The following is a 16,710-nucleotide window of genomic DNA, read 5'->3' on the forward strand; positions in this document are numbered from 1 at the left end:
ATGAAAAAAAGATTTAAATTAGACTGGGTTCTAAGTAATGAATTAGCCGTTGGGCCTGCCCCTTTAAAAAAATCTCATTTTGAATATTTAGCTGATAAAAATATAAAATCTATTTTAAATCTATGTAACGAAGAAGAAGCTCCAATCAATGAAGATTTTAAATCCATTTTTAATTTCAAAAGATTCACATTGCCCGATCACAAAGTAAATAAAGAAATTGAAATCCATGAAATAAAAGAAATTATTAACATAATAGAATCATTAAAGACCACTGGTGCAGTATATGTGCACTGTTTCGCAGGTGTTGAGAGATCTCCTCTTATATGTATGGCTTGGCTGATATCAAAGCATAAATTATCACCTCAAAGATCCTTAGATTATTTAATGGAAGTTCATAAAGGTAGTAATCCACTTCCATCACAATATAAATTACTTAGTGATATTTGATTATCAAATTAATAATTAATCCCTTCAGAAAGATATTTTAAGATAAATTTTGAGCCTTGATTATTTAAAAGAAAAAATTTTTTTTAAAAACTTATTATTCATTGATATTTAAAAGATAAATAAAAAATAAGTTCTTATTAATGCAAAATATTATTTATTAGAAATTTTTAAATTGAAATGCTAATATTATTTAAAAGTAAACAAAATTAAAATTTATATTAAACTAATTGAAAATATTATTTTTAACAGAATCATTAAGTACCTCTATGGGAGGTCTTGCGACTGGAATTATTACTTTAGCAATTGGATTAGCAAAGCATATTCCTAACGAAAAACATTTAATACTTGTTCAAGAAGATAATCAAAACTCAAGTTTTGAAGAAGAATATACATTACCAAAAAATCTATCAGTTCTAAAACTTAAAAAATTTGGGCCCAAATTATATCCTTTTGCTTTAGATATGCAAAAAAATATAAATAAGTTCAATCCTGATGTCATATATCTAAAAGGTCTATGGAGGCAAACAAGTTTAGAGGCTTATTATTGGAAGAAAAAAAATCCATCTAAAATTCTAATAATATCTCCTGCAGGTATGTTACAACCATTACCATTAAAAAATAAAAAATTTTTAAAAAAATTAAGCTGGTTTTTAATAGAAAAAAGACTTTTAAAAATAAGTAATGCAATACATTCAGTATCTAAAATCGAAAGAGACTCAATATTAAAAAGTAAAATTCCTGTTAAAAAAAATATTTATATCCCTGAAGGTATGATTATAAATAATAGTAATTTAGATAAAAAAAATATTCTATCAAAGAAACTAGTTTCAATTTCAAGAATAGACCCTATTAAAGGGTTAGAAACTTTGCTTGAATCATGCAAAAATTTAGATTTTAAAGAATGGAAATTTTTTATCTATGGGAATGGAGATATGAAATATATAAACAAAATTAAAAATTTAATTACCAAATATAAATTAGAAGATAAGGTAATTTTAAATGATGCAATATTTGGAATAAACAAAGAAATTGTTCTAAATGATGCATCTGCCTTTATTTTGCCTTCATTTTCAGAATCATTTGGTATTGCAATTGCAGAAGCAATGTCTTTTGGTATACCTGTTTTAACTACAACAAAAACTCCTTGGCAGGTAATTAAAAAAAAGAAATTAGGTTGGTACGTTGAGCCTGAGATTTCAAGCCTAAGAAAAGCGCTTAAAGATCTTTTCAAATGCTCACAAAAAGAATTAGAAGAAATAGGTGCAAGATCAAAATTATATATATCTAAAAGATATGATTACATGACAACATCAAATCAAATGAAAGAAGAAATATTAGCCTTAAGTAAAACTAAATTCTAAATTTTATAATTTTAAATTTTATGAGCAATATAAAAATCAGCATATTAATGCCAGCTTATAATTCAGAGGAATTTATATCTAGATCTATTGAAAGTGTTATAAAGCAAAGTTTTTTAAATTTTGAATTAATTATAGTTGATGATGGGAGTAGAGATGCAACAAAAGAAATTGTTAATATGTACAAACACAATAATAACAAAATTAAGCTTTTCACTAAATCCAACTCTGGTATCACAGAAACATTAAATTTTGGCTTAAAAAAATGTAAAGGAGAATGGATTGCGAGATTAGATAGTGATGATTTATCAAGATTTGATCGATTGGAAAAACAACTTTTAATTGCTGAATCTAATAGAAATACTGGCTTAGTAGGTTCAGACGCCATTTTTATTGATAGCCTTGATAATAATTTATATTCTTTTTCATATCCTTCCACACATAAAGAATTAACAAATAACTTATTATCATGTAAAAAGTTTTTTCCTCACTCAAGTGCCTTTTTTAATCGTGAATTAGTTGAATCAATAGGAGCTTATAGGCAGAGAGCAGGCATTAGTGAAGATTGGGATCTTTGGCTAAGGTTAGCTAGTAAAAGCAAAATAATTAATATCAAAAAACCTCTTTTAAAAATTAGAATTCATGAAAATCGAATCTCAAATAAAAACTCTTTAAAGCAATCATTTGATACGAGATTTGTAATTGTTGCTAATTTACTTAGCACTAAAAAAAATTATGATCCATTAGATTTATTAAGTGATGAAGAATTTATAAATTATAAAAATTATATTGAAATATTTCTCGAGAAATTAGGATTCAGTGATTACCTAAAATTCATCTCATTTTTAAAAAATCCGATTTTAAAAAGAATTATTTTACCAACTTTTTTCTTAAGAAACATCACAAGACCCTTCTATATTTATTCATTTATAAAATTAAAATTCTTTTCTAAAAGTATTCAAATTAAAATTGCCAAAAGTTACTATGATAGATTTATTAGAAATAGCAAATTAATCAAATAAATATAATATATCATCTTTAATATGTTTTTATTAAGCCAATACAAATTGAAATTGTACGGATATTTAAATCAATCATCCTAAAGTAAATAAATAATTATGAAAAAAAAACTATTGCATAATCCAATAAAAGAAAGAGTCTTACTAACTATCTCTGATAATAGTTGTGATTATATTCCAAAAGTTTCAAACGCAGGAAAAATAATTAATGGGTATCAAATTATGCACAACGGATTAAAAATAATTGCTGAAAGTTATAACGGGGAATGGATGGGTGAAATCATAAAAAACCTAAAGGGTCATCATGAACCACAGGAGGAAAAAGCATTTTACGAAATTCTTAAAGATTTAAAAGATGGTTCCAGTATGTTGGAATTAGGATCTAACTGGAGTTATTATTCAATGTGGTTTGCAAAAGAAATAAAGAATTCAATAAATTTAATGTTGGAGCCAGACCAAGAAAAACTACAAAAAGGCCTTAAACATTTTAAGATGAATAATCTAAATTCATTTGCATTTATACAGGGTACTGTCGGTAAGAATTTTGAACATGCAAAAGACTTTCTAGGCACAACATTAGTTCAATATACGGTAGATTACATATTGAACTTCTATAAAATAAAAAAGCTTTCTATTTTACATTCAGATATTCAAGGTGCTGAATTAAATATGCTTAGGGGAGCTAAAAATTCTCTTAAAAATAAGTCTATTGAATATTTATTTATATCAACCCATCATGATGCCATTCATTTATTGTGTAAAGAATTCCTGAAGGAGATGGGTTATTACATAATATGTGAACATTCTTTAAATGAGAGTTCTTCAGCTGATGGACTAATAGTTGCATCAAGCAATAAAAGAGATCAAATAAATATTTTTAAAGTGAAATCCTCAAGTGCATCACTAGTAAAAAAAACTAAGAATTTAATAAGATATTATCAATACAAATTTTTTTCTATAGAGTAATACTTGATGTTTTTAAAAAAAATAAAGAAAAATTTTCCTTTTAGGATAATTTCAAAAAATAAGTTTGATTTTACAGATAGAGGTGGGAAATTCAAGAAATATGAAATATACAATTTATTTAATAAAAAAGAAAAAGAAATCCTATCTAATGAGTTTATAAATTACTCATTTTCTCAGTTAGGTCAAGACTTAATTGCAATAGTATTAGCAGAAGGAAAACAAGAAGGATATTTTGTAGAATTTGGAGCCTGCGATGGTATAAGACATAGTAATACTTTTGCTTTAGAAAAAATATTTAACTGGAATGGTATACTCGCCGAACCTTCAAAAGTTTGGCATGATTCTTTAATAAAGAACAGAAATTGTTTAATTGATAAAAGATGTGTTTATTCAGAAAGTGATCTTCTAATGCCATTTTTTGAAGTGCAAAAAAACAAAAATATTTCTCATGGTGCATCATCTCTTTCCAGATTTGCAAATAATGGGGACTGGGCAAGTAAATTAAGATTAGAAAATTATATAGAATATGAAGTTAAAACTATTTCTTTAAATGATCTTTTAGAAGAAAACAATGCACCAAATAAAATTGATTTCATGTCTATAGATACTGAGGGAAGTGAGTTAGAAATAATAAAGAATTTCAATTTTAATAAATATAAAATAAAATTTCTATGTATTGAACATAATTTTGTAAATAAAACTAGGAAAGAAATAAATCAAATACTTACATTGAATGGTTATAAACAAATATATAAAAAATTATCAGAATTTGATGATTGGTATATATATATAAATTTCTAAATTATTCATATTACTAAGATTTTTTGTTATTAAAACTATCAACTAGACATATACATTTTTGACAAATATAATTTGCCCATACCTGATCATAATGGGTTGTTTTTATATATTTATAATAAAATTCAATTATTTTTTTAATCCTAAATAAATATTCTTTTTTAGTCATAGAATTTAAATATAAGTAAAGTTCTTTATAACTTGAAAAATCACTTTTATTTATAAATGTATAAGGATCTATTTCTTGCGTTATATTTGGACAACCTAAATATACTGGAATACATCCAGCAAACATACTATCAAATATCTTTTCAGTTATGTAACCATTATGCGAACAATTTTCAAAGCATAAAGAAAATTTATAATTAATAAAAGTTTTTAACTTCTTTTCCACAGTTCCTTTATAAAACTGAGGTGTTTTATATAAAAACTTTTTTGCTAAAGGTATTTTATTTAAAGGCCTATATATGCCTCTAAATTGTCTTAAATCCCATCCATATCCATATAAGTCAATTCCTAAATTAGTTTTTTTAAAAAATTCCATTGCTTCCTCCCTTTCCTTATAAAGAGAATATTTATTATTTGAATACTTTTTACTGATTATTGAACAAATATTACCTGATTTTCTCTTATAAATAAGGTTTAAATCTTTCGCATATAACTCTGAACTATTTCCATAACCTATCCAGAATATTTTTTTTTGATCACACAATTCTCGGTTCCAAGTCATCACCAAATCGAATTGATCTAAATAGTATTTAGAGTTGTTCAATTTATTTATAATTGGAGATTCTCTTGCTATAAGAATATTAATTGGAGATCTTTTCTGAGAAAGAGCTTTTTTGTTGACGTCAAAGTAAATAGAAAAAATTGATTCTTCTTGTGAATTGATATCATAAGTTTCTAAAAAAATATTATTTTCTTCTAATTTTTTCTTTAAAATAATGTATTTTTTGGATGTATCATCTCTTTTATTAGAGTCAAAAATCCTATTATTTAGTGCATTATCATAAGTAACTAAAGAAGCCTTCATTAGGAAATATTTTTAAGTAATAATTTTTAAAATAAAAAAATTCATCTATACTCTATCTTCTTATAATGGTTTATAGATAAATATGAAAATAAGATAAATTTTATTGAAGAATTTAAAAGAGAGGCCATAACTACACCATAAAGGCCATAAAAGTATGCTCCAAAGATAGCAAATACTATACCTGATGCATATATATATGAATTAGGCAAAAGCAAAGCTTTTGTCTCTTTTTTTGTTTGAATTAATAAGGTTACAAAACTCGTACTTTCATTGAGAAGTGCCGACATCATCATTGGAACTATTAAATAAGAAACACTTTTATACTTTTCATCTAAAATTATTTGAAATATTTTTTCTCTATAAGTAAACACAATAAATAGTAAAAATAATAAAAATAAAAATATAATTACAAAAATTTTCAGTCCAAGAAAATAAGTTGATTTTAACCTTTTTTGATTATCTCCTGCTTTATCAAAGTAGATAGGTCTTAAATAAGTTGCTAATAGATTTACTAATAAAGAAATTGGTATATATCCAAATTGATAAATTATTGAATAAAATCCTACAGCTTCATCATAATTTGTAAAAAATACAAGTCCCCACTTCTCTACTGCAATTCTTAACCAATTTAATAGTCCTATAGAAATCAAAGGTAATGTAAAAGAACTAATTTTTGATTGCCAATCTATTTTACTTATTTTGTATCTTTCATTAATAAGATAACCTCTCAAAGTTGGAGCTAGAAAATATAATTGAACAATTAAAGTAAAAAGTAAACCAATTAACTGGCCAGAAATTGCCACTGTACTAGAAGGACCAAAAATATTTATAAATATTACAGCTACAAAAAACCTTAAAAAAGTCATTAAACCTTGATGCATTGATACAAGAATTCTCTTCCTAGAAGCATTTTGTAACCCGTTAATAATATTATTAAAGCTATATATAAATCCAAAAGAAATTGATGCTAACACAATAAAAATCGAATTTACATTACCAGAAAAAACTATAAAAATAATTATGGAAAGTGAAATTAAACCTATAAAACTAAAACCTTTAATAATTATGTTTAATACATTAAATAAATAAAAACTTAATTCTTTTTTATCCTTAGCTACTGGGAAAAACCTTGTTATACCATTTGTTAAAGGACCAAAAAAAACACTATAAATGAAACCTCCCATTGTTATTCCTAAAGAAAGTTCACCATATTGACTAGGTGTCAAATATGCAGTTAATATTCTTACTCCTAAAAGTCCGCCTAAAGCAGTAAATAAATACCCTATGCTTATTGAAGATAATTCTTTAATTGAATTATGTATTTTATAAATAATCATTTCTTAATCATATTTATAAATTCAAAACTAATTTATCTGAAAATATTGTCAATTTCAGATGATTTTCCTTAATACTACTATATATTTAGTTTAATTTAACCCTTGGAAAAATCTTTGTTTTTTATTATTAAATAAATTTTTAAATAAGATTTTATAATTTTAGCTCAAGGTGAATTGCCTTTATTTTTATTTTTTATTCTTCTAATAGTTAATATTTGTAAATCTAATAGTGAACTTATTTATAAAAAAATTCATTTAAAAAGTTAAAGGTCATAGAAACTTCGAAAATAATGATAAAATTTATTTCGAGTATATTTGTTTTTTATATTAAAAGTAAACTTATTAAAGGCATATTATAAAAATAAAAAAAAATATGTAAATATATAAAATAACTGACTGTTTTCAAACTTCTTAATGATTTGATAACTTCAATTTACTTAATTAAAAAAAAGGGGGAGGGAAATAGTGGTTTTATTCAAAAAAGAAATGATAAATTTAATTCCATAAATACACTTGATTATTCGATTATTATAAACTTAAATATAAATATCTTTATGAATAATGATTTAAACAAAATTATTAGAAATTTTGAGGAATCATTAATAAAAAATGAACACCGACTTTTATTTAAGTGACCAATTATCCCCATGTTGAGGTCATCTTTTAATAATAAAATGATTTAAAAACGAATTTTATGATAAAAAAGATTCTTATTGTAGCTTTGAAATATAGTTATGGTAATAAAAATTTTGGACCATCTATTAACAAAGGTGCGTTAGAGGATAGTTTAAAAAAAATAGGAATGGTAACAAAAACCATATGGATTGATCAACACAAAAAAGATATTTTAAATAAATTGATAATCCATGAAGCTGAAACATTTAAACCTGATCTGGTTTTTTTTAAATTATTTAAAGACGAGGTTTATGCCAATACATTATTAAAATTAAAAAAAAGATTTAAAACAGTAAATTGGTTTGGAGATGATCCATGGAGATTCGAATCTTTTGCTAAGTATTATGCAAATAAATTTAGTTATGTCATAACTACAGATAAATATAGTACTAATCTTTACAAGAAAATTGGACAAAATAAAGTAATAATTAGTCAACATGCCTCATTCCCTTCAGACATACCATATAAAAAGGTGACTTATCAATATGATGTTTCATTTGTAGGGACAAAAAGTGCTTATAGAGATTGGTTTTGTAAAAAAATTAAGAAATAAAGGAATTAATTGTGAGTGTTTTGGAAAAGGCTGGGAAAATGGTTTGGTTAGCTATAAAAAAATGCAAAATATTTTTAATACTTCAAAAGTTAATTTGAATATTAATAACAGTGTAAATTATGATTTAAGAGTTAATTTTAATAATCCCAAAAATTTAATTGAAGTATTTAAATCATTAATAATTAAAAATAGAAAAATTCATAGTCAAATAAAGGCTAGGAATTTTGAGATACCTTTACATGGAGGTTTTCAGCTTACAGATTATGTTCCTGGTATTGAAGATTATTTTAAAATCGGAGAAGAAATTCTATGTTATAAGGATTTTGAAGATGCATTATCCTTAATTAAATATTTATTAATAAATAAAAAAGAAAGAGAAATAATTAAAAATAATTCTGTTATGAGATCAAGAAAAGAGCATACTTATACCTGTAGAATGAAAAAAATTATTGAGAATATTGCTTCCTATAAATAGAAATAATTGGATTATGAATAGTAATTTAATAAAGAATTTTAAAAAGATTAAATATGAGCCTTTAAATAAAAACTATTTTAATCACAATCTACATAATGACTTTCATTTAATTGCTATGCCTGTGGAAAATAAAAATAAATTAATAATTGAACAAAGAAAATGGAATATAATCAAGTCATTTACCATAGATTGGCAAAATCTAGAACATCATAAAAGAGTATTTGAGATAACTTTTGCAAAAAATTTAATTCTTTATTTAGTTAAAGACCCTAAACCCAAATATGAAGCTGATAATAAAAATTATTCAGAAATTTTTGTAAATAAAAAATCGAAAGAATTTCAAGAAAAATATAAAAGTAACTTTAAAAACTTTTATATCACAAGTAACCCTAGAGATTTTATCGAGAAATTCTTATTAATATTTGGATTTAATGCATTAAAATTTTTAGATATAAAGGAACAAAAATTAGTTAAATTAAAACCCTTAAATAAACCTCTAGGAACTTTCGGATGGAAAAGTTTTAAAGAATTTATATTATTTGCTAATATTTCTTGTGACTGGATAGTACTAAGAAACTTTGAATTTTTACCATTAAATTTTTTTAATAATGATAAAGATATAGATATATTATGCAGAGATAAAGAAAATTTTGCAAATAAATTAAATCTAAAAAAAAGGTCTTGGGGCATATCCTCATATCAAACAATTATAGAGGATAAAATAATACCGGTAGATTTAAGATTTATTGGTGATGAATATTTGGATAAATTATGGCAAAGTAATATTTTAAAAAATAAAATATATCAAAGTAATTTAATACCAAGACCATGTGATTTAGACTATTTTTATAGCTTAATCTATCATTGTAAATTACAAAAGCGCGAAGTCAAAAATATCTATTTGCAAAGACTATATAAACTAAAAAATAAATTAGAAATGAATAATTTAAACAATTCATTTATTTCAAATGACTCAATCACATCAAAATTACTTTCCGAATTCTTAAATAAAAACAAATATACAATAACTAAACCATTTGATATAAATGTAAAAATCAATAAAAGATTTTATAAAATTATAAAAATTTTAATAGAGAAAAGTATTCCCCCAAAGCTACCTATATTTACAAGATTAAGAATTTTATTACCAATTCCTCTTAAAAGTTTTATAGTTAAAATTAAAGACAAGATAAGTTTTAACACAAATAATTTATAATTAAATTTAAAAGATAAATATATTAATAATGAAAAAATTAAAAAGAAATCATTTCAAAAATCTAATTGAACCATTTCTGTATGACCAAATGGATAAAGATTATTATGAATTGTTAGAGATAGAAGCTAAAGATTTAATTACATATAATAGGTTAGATATCATATATAAGCTTGTATATCTAAGAGGTATCAATAATAATAATTATTATTTTACTAAATATTATCTAGATCACATTAAATCTTTTAATTTTGGGAAATTTATTGAGTTTGATAATCCAAATAAAAATAGTAGCTCTAAATTCATAAACGTATTTAAAAATATAGATAAAAATATTCATGAGAACGGTTTTGATGAAAACTTATCTATAATTCCGCTCTCAATGATGGTTCGATTTAATGGATCTCATAGAGTCGCAAGCAGTATTTTTAGGAATAGAAAAGTAAAGTGCATTAAACTATCCTGTAAACCTTTTTCCTATAATTATGAGTTTTTTACGAATCATTTAGTAAATCAAGCCTGGTTAGAAGATATTGTTTTAAATTACATAACTGAAAGTAAAAATTTCTCAGTTGCTTTGATTTGGCCAAGAGCTGATTTAGAAAATAGAATAATAAAAAAATATTTTAATAAAATAATTTATTTTAAAGAAATTAAATTAAGTTTCAGCGCATTAGATCAAGTAGTAAAATCTGTCTACCTAAATGAAAAATGGTTAGGTAGTAAAGAAAAAAACTTTAATGGGTCTATTTTAAAAACAATTCAATGTTATAAAAGGAATAAATCACTTAAATTAATAATATTTGAGAAAAAAAATAATGAAGATATATTCAGAATTAAATCTGAAATTAGAAATCTTTGTAATATTGATAATCATTCAATTCACACTTTAGATACTAAAGAAGAAGCAATTATTATTTCTAGATTATTGTTAAATATAAATTCCATAAAACTTTTAAATAATTACGTTTTCAATAAAGAAAATTACCAATATCTCAATAATTTAGAAAAATCAATTAATAAGATAAATTTATCTAGTAATGATTTCATCATTTCAGATAAATCATCACTCTTTATATATGGGATTAATAAAAATCATACAAAAACCTTATTAGAAATATATGGTCATAAATTAAAAGTAAATGATAAAGCTAATAATGTTATTTTTAAAAAATTAAAAAGTAATTTGAATGATGAAATAATTTATAATCCTGAAAATTATTTCTGGTTTAATAATATAAAATTTATATCAATTAATGGGATTTTCACTCTTTATAAGAACGGAATTTTAGACCTTGATAAAAGAACCCTTTTAAAACTAAGAAGAAAAAATATCAATTCTATTTTTTATTTCTCTCAAAAATCAATAATTTTAACATCTTTCTTAATAGGTATTTTAAAATTTAAAATTGTAAAAATAAGAAATTTTTTAAAACAATTATTGTCTATTAAAATCTAATATTTCTTTAGACAATTTTTAATAATTTCCAAATCTGAAGTTGATAATCCAGGATAATTACCACAATAGAAACTATTTGAAGTTAAAAAATCTGCACCAGGACAAGAGGTTGAATATTTAGAGTATTTTTTATAGAAAGGCTGAAATTGAATATTTCCTGCAATCATTGGTCTTATTTCTACTCCAGCTCCAGAAAATTGGTTAAAGTAAAAATTTTTTATTTCAGCTGATTTGCAAACAACGGGAAAGGCGAATGGAGAAAGAAAATCTTGATGATCGTAATTAATGCTTTGTAAATCTGTATTATCAACAACAACAGAATTAAGGACTAAGTGATTTGAATTTCTTTTTTTGATATTTTCATTTAAATATTTTAATTGATTTAAACCCAAAAAACCTGTTATTTCTGTAGGTCTTAAATTATATCCTAAATCATAAAAACTATACTTAGAGTCAAATTCACTAAGTATATTGTGAGTTTTTCTAATTTTGAACTTTTGATCAGAATTAAGATTACGATCCCAACCATTAGATCTAACCATCCTTAACATTTCTTCTAAATCATTATCATCTGTCGTAACCATGCCACCCTCAATTGTGGACATATGATGAGCCACAAAAAAGGAGAAGGTTGACGCTAAGCCATAATTTCCAGATTTTTTACCAGATACAATACTTCCAAGTGCTTCACAATTATCTTCAATTAAAATAATATTTCTTGCATCACAAATTTCTTTAATCTTATCAAGATCTCCTGTAAAGCCTAAAACATTGGTTAAAAAAATTGCATCTAAATTTAAATTATCAATAACATCTATTATATTTTTAGACATGACATTAAGTGTTTTGGGATCGCAATCTAAAGCTATAGGTTCCATTCCTAATTGAATTATTGGCATTACATTAGTAGACCAAGTAAGAGCCGAGAAACCAACTTTAGAGTTATTTTTTAAGCGCCCTAAATTTTTCAAAGACTGAAGCAGAGCCAAATTAGCACTCCCGCCACTATTAAATAGAATAGAATCTTTTCTACCTTGATATATAGAAAACTCTTTCTCAAATTCAGAGCATTTTATTCCCATACTTAGCTTATTGGAAGATAATATGAATTCAGATAAAGCTAACTTTGTTTTATATTCTTCTATAAATGTATCTTTCATAAGAGGAATCATTGCTTCTTATTATTAATTTCTTCATTTAATTTTAAAGCTTTATATGAATTTATGGTGGAAACTAATCCATCATCCAGATTGATTTTAGGTTTGAAACCAAGTTTTGAAATTTTTGAAACGTCCAGTAATTTGTGCGGTGTTCCATCAGGTTTAGATTCGTCCCAAATAATTTCACCTTCAAACCCAGTAAGACCTGCGATCTTTGATGCAAGTTCACATATCTTGATTTCTTCACCAGAACCAACATTAATATGATCATTTGATTTATATTTTTCTAAAAGCAAAATTATTGCATCTACTGCATCCTCTACATTTAAAAACTCTCTGAAAACTTCACCGCTTCCCCATAATTCTACTTTTCCTATTGAGTTATCAACCGCATCGACAAATTTCCGAACGAGAGAAGACAAGACATGTGAATTTATTAAATCAAAATTATCATTATTCCCATATAGATTGCAAAACATAGGACAAATACATTGTATGTTATATTTTTCTGCATAAAGCTTAGCTAATTTTAAACCTACAATTTTTGCTAACGCATATGGTTCATTTGTAGGTTCTAATAATCCAGTCAAAAGGTAATTCTCCTTTATTGGTTGTTCAGATTCTCTAGGGTAAATGCATGAACTTCCAATAAAAACTAAAGTTTTAGTATTATTTTTAGCAGCAGCATCAATTATATTAGTTTGAATCATAAGGTTGTCATATAGAAATTCGCATTTAAAATTTTGGTTAGCTTGAATCCCTCCAACTTTTGCTGCAGAAAGAATAATTTTATCAGGTTTATGGATACCTATAAAATTATTAACATCAATTTGATTCCTTAAATCGAGATCTTTTTTATCTACCGTAATAACTTCATATATATTTTGATCTTTAAATTTCCTAAGTAATGATGAACCAAGCATTCCATTATGACCGGCAATAAAAATTTTAGTCTTTTGTTTTATAAGCATATTTAGTTTAAATATTTCTTTAATAATTTTAATGATAATGTAGCATTTTAAAAATATTTAATATAGTTAATCAAGTATTTATTTCGTAATATATTTGGATAAATTTAAACTTATCATATATAAAGTAACTTTAAAATTTAAACATATATAATAAGCATTTAATTTAAGAGATTTATAGCAAGAAATAAAAATAAGAAATTTTTGGTATCTATTCTTACTTAGAAATTAAAATTTGATGATTAAAAAAACTAATATAATTAATTTAAATCCTAAAGATTAATTTAAAAGTAAATTCATAATATAAATGAATATGTAAAATAGTTCTAAATAAAGTATTATAATATTTTCAAATAAATTAAATATAAATTTTTATTTTCAAATTTTTATAAATTTTAAAAACTTAATAACTACCAATATAATATAATCATTGTGAATATATAAGATTTTAAATTTGGAAATATCAAAATCTTTTATCGATATAACAGAAAAGATAGGTAAAGATATAAATCTTGTCCAAGGTCCAGGAGGTAACATATCATTTAAAAGTAATGGCTTTATGTACATAAAAGCATCTGGAGAAAAAATGTCTGATGCTAAAAATAAAAATATTTTTGTTAAAACAGATCATAAGAAAATACTATCATCTCTTAAAAATAATGACCCAGATCCAATTAAAAATTGTTGGGATAAGAATTCTCTAATGCGTCCATCAATTGAGACAACTATGCATGCATTAATGCCTCATAAATATGTACTTCATGTTCACTGCGTAAATACTCTTAGCTGGGTAACACAGAAAAATTACCAAAAAAAAATAAAAAACTTTTTACATGGAATTAATTGGAAATCAGTTCCCTATATAAAACCTGGTATTAATTTATCTAATGAAATAAATAAAATCATAAGAGAGTCAATAGTAGATGTAATTTTCTTAGGCAATCATGGGATAGTTGCAGGTGCAGAATCTGCTGAAAGTGTTTTTGAAATAGTTAAAAAAATTTCAGAAAAATTATATATATCTGAATTAGAAAAAATGGAAATTGATTTAAAAAAGTTTAATAAATATCTTTTATGCAGAGAATATAAGTTACCAAAAAATGAATATGTTCATCAAATTGCCTTTTCAAAGATTCATTCTTTAATAGCAACAAAAGGAGATTTATTCCCAGATCAAACTGTTTTTCTAGAAAATGGATTAATCATAATAAATTCCCTTGAGGAACTTACTATGTTATCTAAATCAAGAACTAATAAATTACCTGTTGTATTGATTCCAAATGTAGGGATACTAGTTCCAAGAATATTCAAAGATGTTAATGAAGATACTTTAGTTGGTTTATCAATGATAATTTCAAGATTACCAAAAGATGTCTTGCTAAATTATTTAACAAAGGAAGAAAGAAATGAATTAATTAATTGGGATTTAGAGATTCATAGAAAAACACTCAATAATTAAAAATCATGAAAATACAGCTAGTTATTCCAATGTCCGGTATTGGTAAAAGATTTAAAGATGCAGGTTATACTACCCCAAAACCACTTATAAAAATAAGAGGCAAAGAGATAATAAATCATGTAGTTAATATGTTTGGGGAAATAGAAAGAGTTATTTTCATTTGTAATGAAGAGCATCTTCATGATAAGAAATTAAACCTAAGCAAAATATTAAGTAATCTACATCCAAAAACAACTGTTGTTTCTATTAAGCCGCATAAGAAAGGTCCAATTCATGCTGTTTTAGAAGCCGAATCAATTTTGGAATCCTTGAAACCTACAATAGTTAATTATTGTGATTTCAATTCTTTTTTTAATTTTCCAAATTTTATAAATCATTTAAAAAAAGATCAGCCAGATGGATGTGTTTTTACCTACACAGGTTTTCATCCACATATGTTAAAGAACACAAATTATGCTTATGTGAAAAAATACAAGAATTCCGTTGTTGATATTCAAGAGAAAAAGCCTTTTACTGAAAACCCAATGAATGAAGAAGTCTCAAGCGGGACTTATTACTTTAAATCAGCTAAATTGATGCTTAAATATTTTAAAAAAGCGATTTTATTAGATCTTAAAGTAAATGGAGAGTTTTATGTTTCTATGGCATATAAACCCATGATTAAAGATGGTCTAAAAATAAAAACTTTTCTAATTAATTATTTTATGCAATGGGGAACTCCTTCAGATTTGGAAGATTTCAAATGGTATTCAAATGTTTTCAAAAATATAATTAAAAAAAAGAATAATCATAAAAATATATATGAAGGATGTTTATTAATGCCAATGGCTGGAGAAGGTTCTAGATTTAGAGAAAAAGGATATAAAATCCCTAAACCATTTATTAAAATTTCAGGTTCTGAAATGTATATAAAAGCAATTAAAGATTTACCAAGAATGGAAAATATAAAAATAGTTACAACAGAAAAATTAATTAAAAATAAAAAGCCTTTTTTTAATATTAAAGATAAAAAATTAAATATAAGTATAAAATCTTTAAAAACAAAACCTGAAGGTCAAGCTTGTACTTCTCTAAAAGCTTTTGAAGATAATAGTATCAATTTAGAAAAGCCTTTAATAATAAGTGCTTGTGATATGGGAATTATTTTTGATGAAAAAAAATATCAAAAACTTATCGCCTTACAAGATATAGATATTTTAGTATGGGGATGTAAAGGTTACCCAGGTGCACAACAAAAACCTAATATGTATAGCTGGATATATAAAAATAAAAATGAAAATTATATTTCTAATATTTCAGTAAAGAAAAACCTTTTCAATCCAAGAGAAGATTATGTTTTGATTGGTACATTTACATTTAAGAAAGCGAAGTATTTTGTGCAGTCGGCAGAACTTAGTATTGCTTGTGGAGAAAAAGTAAATGGTGAATATTATGTAGATAATGTAATTAATAAATCTATAGAAATAGGATTAAAAGTAGCAATATTTGAAGTTGATTACTTCATATGTTGGGGGACCCCTAATGAATTAGAAACTTACAATTATTGGGAATCATGTTTTAAAAAATGGACAGATCATCCTTATATGAAAAGATAAACTAATTTAATATTTCTAATTATAAAAATCTTAAAAATATAAAAAAAAATTTAACTAATTAAAAATATTTTAATTATTTTTTATAGAAAAAATTATTTTAATCATTTTAAATAATTATTTAAATAATATGTTTTGTTTATAGCTGTACCTAGATTTTTGCTATATTTGAAAACCATATAACGAGTCTATTAGTTT

15 protein-coding genes are annotated in these 16,710 nt (G+C 24.1%); 11 read left to right on the top strand and 4 right to left on the bottom strand.

The window, feature by feature from the left end:
• From P9515_RS06685 to P9515_RS06705, 5 genes are all read left to right on the top strand, one after another.
• A complete protein-coding gene (locus tag P9515_RS06685) occupies positions 1–447 on the top strand; it encodes a dual specificity protein phosphatase family protein (protein ID WP_011820691.1) in 447 nt (148 codons plus the stop codon).
• 227 nt (positions 448–674) lie between these two features.
• Positions 675–1,808 carry a glycosyltransferase gene (locus tag P9515_RS06690; protein ID WP_144038784.1) on the top strand — a complete coding sequence of 378 codons (1,134 nt, stop codon included), beginning with the start codon at positions 675–677 and terminating at the stop codon, positions 1,806–1,808.
• A gap of 20 nt (positions 1,809–1,828) precedes the next feature.
• Positions 1,829–2,827 (top strand): glycosyltransferase, encoded by a 999-nt coding sequence (locus P9515_RS06695; protein WP_011820693.1) that lies wholly within the window; start codon positions 1,829–1,831, stop codon positions 2,825–2,827.
• A 96-nt stretch (positions 2,828–2,923) separates the two neighbouring features.
• On the top strand, positions 2,924–3,790 hold the full coding sequence (locus tag P9515_RS09215; protein WP_011820694.1) for an FkbM family methyltransferase: 867 nt from the start codon (positions 2,924–2,926) through the stop codon (positions 3,788–3,790).
• A gap of 6 nt (positions 3,791–3,796) precedes the next feature.
• Positions 3,797–4,591: an FkbM family methyltransferase gene (locus P9515_RS06705; protein ID WP_011820695.1), complete on the top strand. Its 795-nt coding sequence runs from the start codon at positions 3,797–3,799 to the stop codon at positions 4,589–4,591.
• Positions 4,592–4,604: 13 nt separating this feature from the next.
• Here P9515_RS06705 and P9515_RS09220 read toward each other — a convergent pair whose 3' ends face one another.
• The gene (locus P9515_RS09220; RefSeq protein WP_011820696.1) at positions 4,605–5,621 is read right to left on the bottom strand and encodes a glycosyltransferase family 10 domain-containing protein; all 1,017 of its coding nucleotides are present in this window, start codon (positions 5,619–5,621) and stop codon (positions 4,605–4,607) included.
• A 41-nt stretch (positions 5,622–5,662) separates the two neighbouring features.
• Complete coding sequence (locus tag P9515_RS06715) at positions 5,663–6,958, bottom strand: lipopolysaccharide biosynthesis protein (protein ID WP_011820697.1); 1,296 nt, start codon at positions 6,956–6,958, stop codon at positions 5,663–5,665.
• Positions 6,959–7,652: 694 nt separating this feature from the next.
• Between P9515_RS06715 and P9515_RS09425 the strand changes: the two genes are divergently transcribed.
• From P9515_RS09425 to P9515_RS06735, 4 genes are read left to right on the top strand one after another with little or no spacing between them, the layout of a single operon-like run.
• The gene (locus tag P9515_RS09425) at positions 7,653–8,186 is read left to right on the top strand and encodes a CgeB family protein (RefSeq protein WP_011820699.1); all 534 of its coding nucleotides are present in this window, start codon (positions 7,653–7,655) and stop codon (positions 8,184–8,186) included.
• Positions 8,146–8,661: a glycosyltransferase family protein gene (locus tag P9515_RS09430; protein ID WP_011820700.1), complete on the top strand. Its 516-nt coding sequence runs from the start codon at positions 8,146–8,148 to the stop codon at positions 8,659–8,661. Before P9515_RS09425 ends, P9515_RS09430 begins: the two co-directional genes overlap by 41 nt.
• A gap of 13 nt (positions 8,662–8,674) precedes the next feature.
• Positions 8,675–9,877: a hypothetical protein gene (locus P9515_RS06730; RefSeq protein ID WP_144038785.1), complete on the top strand. Its 1,203-nt coding sequence runs from the start codon at positions 8,675–8,677 to the stop codon at positions 9,875–9,877.
• A 28-nt stretch (positions 9,878–9,905) separates the two neighbouring features.
• Positions 9,906–11,333: a hypothetical protein gene (locus P9515_RS06735; RefSeq protein WP_011820702.1), complete on the top strand. Its 1,428-nt coding sequence runs from the start codon at positions 9,906–9,908 to the stop codon at positions 11,331–11,333.
• Here P9515_RS06735 and P9515_RS06740 read toward each other — a convergent pair.
• Positions 11,330–12,493, bottom strand: a complete 1,164-nt coding sequence (locus P9515_RS06740) for a DegT/DnrJ/EryC1/StrS family aminotransferase (RefSeq protein WP_144038786.1) — start codon at positions 12,491–12,493, stop codon at positions 11,330–11,332. The two genes, P9515_RS06735 and P9515_RS06740, sit on opposite strands and share 4 nt — an antisense overlap.
• Before the next feature lie 8 nt (positions 12,494–12,501).
• Positions 12,502–13,464, bottom strand: a complete 963-nt coding sequence (locus P9515_RS06745; RefSeq protein ID WP_011820704.1) for a GDP-L-fucose synthase family protein — start codon at positions 13,462–13,464, stop codon at positions 12,502–12,504.
• Between the two features lie 451 nt (positions 13,465–13,915).
• On the opposite strand from P9515_RS06745, the gene P9515_RS06750 reads away from it, so the two are divergent.
• Together P9515_RS06750 and P9515_RS06755 are read left to right on the top strand one after the other, a co-directional pair.
• Complete coding sequence (locus tag P9515_RS06750; protein ID WP_011820705.1) at positions 13,916–14,920, top strand: class II aldolase/adducin family protein; 1,005 nt, start codon at positions 13,916–13,918, stop codon at positions 14,918–14,920.
• A 5-nt stretch (positions 14,921–14,925) separates the two neighbouring features.
• Positions 14,926–16,515 (top strand): NTP transferase domain-containing protein, encoded by a 1,590-nt coding sequence (locus P9515_RS06755; protein WP_011820706.1) that lies wholly within the window; start codon positions 14,926–14,928, stop codon positions 16,513–16,515.
• Positions 16,516–16,710: the final 195 nt, after the last annotated feature.

The organism is Prochlorococcus marinus str. MIT 9515 (assembly GCF_000015665.1).
GTDB classification, from domain to species: Bacteria; Cyanobacteriota; Cyanobacteriia; order PCC-6307; family Cyanobiaceae; genus Prochlorococcus_A; species Prochlorococcus_A marinus_P.

Bases quoted from the DNA above. Each gene is read 5' to 3' on its own strand.
- P9515_RS06685 (WP_011820691.1), top strand. From the start codon at position 1: ATGAAAAAAAGATTTAAATTAGACTGGGTTCTAAGTAATGAATTAGCC.
- P9515_RS06695 (WP_011820693.1), top strand. From the start codon at position 1,829: ATGAGCAATATAAAAATCAGCATATTAATGCCAGCTTATAATTCAGAG.
- P9515_RS09215 (WP_011820694.1), top strand. From the start codon at position 2,924: ATGAAAAAAAAACTATTGCATAATCCAATAAAAGAAAGAGTCTTACTA.
- P9515_RS06705 (WP_011820695.1), top strand. From the start codon at position 3,797: ATGTTTTTAAAAAAAATAAAGAAAAATTTTCCTTTTAGGATAATTTCA.
- P9515_RS09220 (WP_011820696.1), bottom strand. From the start codon at position 5,621: ATGAAGGCTTCTTTAGTTACTTATGATAATGCACTAAATAATAGGATT.
- P9515_RS06715 (WP_011820697.1), bottom strand. From the start codon at position 6,958: ATGATTATTTATAAAATACATAATTCAATTAAAGAATTATCTTCAATA.
- P9515_RS09425 (WP_011820699.1), top strand. From the start codon at position 7,653: ATGATAAAAAAGATTCTTATTGTAGCTTTGAAATATAGTTATGGTAAT.
- P9515_RS06730 (WP_144038785.1), top strand. From the start codon at position 8,675: ATGAATAGTAATTTAATAAAGAATTTTAAAAAGATTAAATATGAGCCT.
- P9515_RS06735 (WP_011820702.1), top strand. From the start codon at position 9,906: ATGAAAAAATTAAAAAGAAATCATTTCAAAAATCTAATTGAACCATTT.
- P9515_RS06740 (WP_144038786.1), bottom strand. From the start codon at position 12,493: ATGAAAGATACATTTATAGAAGAATATAAAACAAAGTTAGCTTTATCT.
- P9515_RS06745 (WP_011820704.1), bottom strand. From the start codon at position 13,464: ATGCTTATAAAACAAAAGACTAAAATTTTTATTGCCGGTCATAATGGA.
- P9515_RS06755 (WP_011820706.1), top strand. From the start codon at position 14,926: ATGAAAATACAGCTAGTTATTCCAATGTCCGGTATTGGTAAAAGATTT.